The following is a 3,469-nucleotide window of genomic DNA, read 5'->3' on the forward strand; positions in this document are numbered from 1 at the left end:
TCATGGACACCAACACAGCAGAAGGTACGTTGAAAGAAGCAGCGGGCAAGGTTGAAGAAGCAGTAGGCGGTATGGTCGGCGATGCGGCCACCCAGATGTCCGGGAAAGCACGCGAATTAAGCGGTAAGGCGCAGCAACTCTGCGCGGATACCACCAGCCTCGTGCGAGACGCGACAGCTGAGAGTCCATTCGCGGTGTTGGGCATCGTTGACGCCGTCAGCTTTATCGCCGGCGTGATGTGGGCGAACAGTGAGAGTTTTTCTTCCCGGGTTTATCCAAAGCATTCGAGAGCTAACGATCGGGCGTATTAGGCTAGCGCAGTCGTGGTAGGGAAACCGGACAGACAAGCGCATCTCACCGGATGCCGGTCCCGTGTTCTTGCGCACGCCCACCGCGGGGCTACTCGCTATAGTGCTCGTCGGCTCGCTCATCATCGGGCCGAGGCAGATCTTGCAGCCTGAAAAAAACAGTTGGTGCGCACAAGCAGGATCTGCGGCATTTCATCCAGGAGTAGTTTCGAAGGCGCTAAGCAAGCAAGCGCGCGCGTCTACGAGTCCCAATCTAAAGATGGCTTTTGAAACTCATCTTCACGAAACTCATGGCCAAATCGAGCGCAACGATCAAGCAGTGGAGGCGTCCGGCATCTGTTGGTGGAAGTCGTTAAAAACGCTGGGACGCCGGCAGTATCGAGTTATCTATATCGCGCAGATCCTGCGAGCAGGAGGCGCTATGCGATGCACCGTCGTTCTTTAGTTCGATGATGGCGATTCGACCGCATTGCGTCGAGTCGAATTGGCGCGACTGCACCGAGATGTTGCGGACCCCAAACCCGGCGACGTAGGCCTGTCTCTCGCCGATGGGAAGACGCTGCTGCAGACAGTCCAGCAGCAATTTGCAATGGCTCAGATCCAGCAGTTTTGCGAGCTGCGTCGGACGTGCCGAGCGTGCGGTGCGTCGCGCCGACGTCATGACGACAGCTATGCTCCGAGCTGAAGACCACGCTTGGCAAGGTCTTCTACTGCCGCGAGCGATGGAAGGCTTGCGATTGCGGTGCCGACGAGTCACGTTACGTCTCGCCGCTGAAGAACTACCTACCTGAGTCAAGTACCGGCGAACTGCGATGGTTGCACGCAACCCTCGGAGCCTCGATGCCGTATCGTCAGGCGATGCGAGTCATGCAGTTGCTGTTTCCGACGAGCGGCCGTGACAATCACGTCACCCTCTGTTGTTGTCCGTTAATTCTGCTAGCGGTGTCCATAGATAATGCTAGCGGAAAAATGGCTGTAAAGCTTATCCACCAAGGCTTAGCGCGAAAATTACGGCGTTTGACGATGTTGCGTTTTGGCAACGAGAAAGCTATGTCATGTCCGTTAATTTTGCTAGCGCGTTGAATCTGCCCTTTAATTCCGCTAATGCGCCATTCCTCAATATCTCGTCTATTAAAATGTATTCCTAAATAATAGATCGTGAATCGAAACAAAAACATCATGTTTTAGGGCACGTGCGCATCTATGATTGGGAGAAGGATTTAACGAGTCCCTCCAAGCTACGTTGGGCGAGATGGCGCGGCGCCGCGCTAGCATAATTAACGGGCACGATTAGCGTTCTTGTGGACATCGCTAGCGCTAATAGCGGACTTCAACAGGTACGCTGGCGCCGAGGCCGGTGAATACGCTCTGAGCCGCTGAAACGCGGGTCAGTTCATCCGAGGCTGAATTCGGCAACGCGACGGAAATGAAGAAAACGGCCAGCATGGCAATCAGTATGGATGCCAGCCACGCGGTGACGTACGTCATGGTTTTCTCCGGGAAATCTCGGGTTGCACGTGCCTACTGACAACCTCCAGCAACGAGCGCGCCGCACCCACTGAGTCGATGAACAATTTGTGCAGAGTCGTGAAGAGTGACGGCGCACGCCCTGAACGACACTAAACGGCATGACTTCAGATTAGATGCGTACGGCGCTTTTTACAGCCCTACTTACGCAGGGTCCCGATGTAGCGATGTAGGGTGCTTGACGCAGAAGCGCAAAGCGGCGCGACGGTCGAATCTCCTGTGACATCGGCCTTACGCGGCCTATAACTCAGGAGGCAGGACGGACCTGTTCCGGTCTCGCAAGCGACATGCTCTGCCCCGTCCGGCCTACGGCCTGCACATTTGGACGCGCACCGACGCGCACGGGCACGCTCAAATGCGTGCGCGACGCGCTCACTCCGAGGGCGTCCAGTTCCGCCCTCGTTCCTTCGTGGGCGTTTGTGGAGCACGCACAGAAAACGGCAAGTTGCTCACGGAATCTTTCAGGCGACACGCCTTGGTTTCAAAGGAGCATCGAAATGAAATCTCGCTTGTCATTGCTAGTGGCGTGTGACTGTTCGCAATCGCGGGCGGAACGATTGCGCAGCAAGGTCGGCCGAACGTTCAGCAAGGCACCCTGTCTTCCGGGCAGGCGGCGTTGATGCAGGATGCAAACGCGTCGGCCCAATCGCGTTCCGACACATCGTATGGCGGCATGCCCGACAGGCGTCGCGCGACGAGCAGCATGTCGAGCGTCCGGCAATGTACCGGCGGCCCGCAATGCAATGTTTTCTTTGGTCAGTGAGAGGCCAATGAGGGTTCGTAAGCGAAGCGCCAGGATTCCCGCGCTTCGGCGAATCAATGACCGAGCACTTTGCCGAAGTCGGTATCGAGTCTTGCGAGTGAGCTAGAAATATGCGCGCGATTGTCCTTGATCCAGTTGTCCTGATCGACCACGCGCGTATCCGCTTCCTTTAGCATGCGCGCCATTTCTGCAGGTTGCGGACCGCCTGTCGTCGCGCGATTGTTCACAATCGCGACTGGGTTCAGCGTCGAGCGAAACTCGGCTTCGCTCATCGGCAGATCGCCGGCGTAGGGCGTACCCGCGACCGTCTGCGTGTAGATGCGCTGGGCATCGGCGTAAGGGAAATCGAGCGGTTTGATGTCCTTTTGCCGCGCATATTCCACTACTTCCGATGCGAGATGATGCCCAACCCGAAACGGCAGTTTGTATTTGCGCATGAGAACATCGGCGACTTCCTGCGATGCGGTCCAGTCACTGTTGAGCTCTTCCAGCGCGCGCTCCGGGTTAATCACGAGCGAGTTCATGACTTCGTTCCAGCCCTTGAGCGCGGCGATGCCGCTTTCGATCATCTCCGTGTTGGCCTTCACGTTCTTCGGATCGCTCATGCCGGGCGGTAGGTTATGCGCCTGCATGACAACGCCTTCGGCCTGCGATATCGCCGTCGATGCATCCGTGCGCGTGCGGATCAGCAATCCCGGGTTGCGCTTTTGCGGCATCGCGCTCGATACATATGTGTTGTCGCCGCCTTCCTGCAACGACCGTCGATTGCCTGTTTTATAAGGAATTGAGCCACTCCTTCGTGTCGCTTTCATTGATGTGTCTTGCTCAAGCGAACGGCTCTTCGAGGCCGAAGCTTGCCAGTTGGCGGTCG

3 protein-coding genes and 2 pseudogenes are annotated in these 3,469 nt (G+C 56.9%); 3 read left to right on the plus strand and 2 right to left on the minus strand.

Translation table 11 applies throughout. The annotated features are described in order from the left end of the window. The 3 genes and pseudogenes from WCA53_RS04265 to WCA53_RS04275 form a co-directional block, all read left to right on the plus strand. Positions 1-311: CsbD family protein (locus WCA53_RS04265; RefSeq protein ID WP_423905855.1), on the plus strand; the 311-nt coding region annotated here is incomplete at its 5' end. A gap of 100 nt (positions 312-411) precedes the next feature. Continuing rightward, positions 412-753: a DUF892 family protein gene (locus tag WCA53_RS04270; RefSeq protein WP_423905862.1), complete on the plus strand. Its 342-nt coding sequence runs from the start codon at positions 412-414 to the stop codon at positions 751-753. A gap of 24 nt (positions 754-777) precedes the next feature. Continuing rightward, positions 778-1,223 (plus strand): annotated as a pseudogene (locus tag WCA53_RS04275) (ISKra4 family transposase); the annotation flags it as partial. A gap of 402 nt (positions 1,224-1,625) precedes the next feature. Here the strand turns inward: WCA53_RS04275 and WCA53_RS04280 are convergent. Continuing rightward, positions 1,626-1,796 carry a hypothetical protein gene (locus WCA53_RS04280; protein ID WP_423905858.1) on the minus strand — a complete coding sequence of 57 codons (171 nt, stop codon included), beginning with the start codon at positions 1,794-1,796 and terminating at the stop codon, positions 1,626-1,628. A gap of 855 nt (positions 1,797-2,651) precedes the next feature. Further along, positions 2,652-3,469 (minus strand): annotated as a pseudogene (locus WCA53_RS04285) (hypothetical protein); the annotation flags it as partial.

The organism is Caballeronia sp. (assembly GCF_049581465.1).
Taxonomy (GTDB): Bacteria; Pseudomonadota; Gammaproteobacteria; order Burkholderiales; family Burkholderiaceae; genus Caballeronia.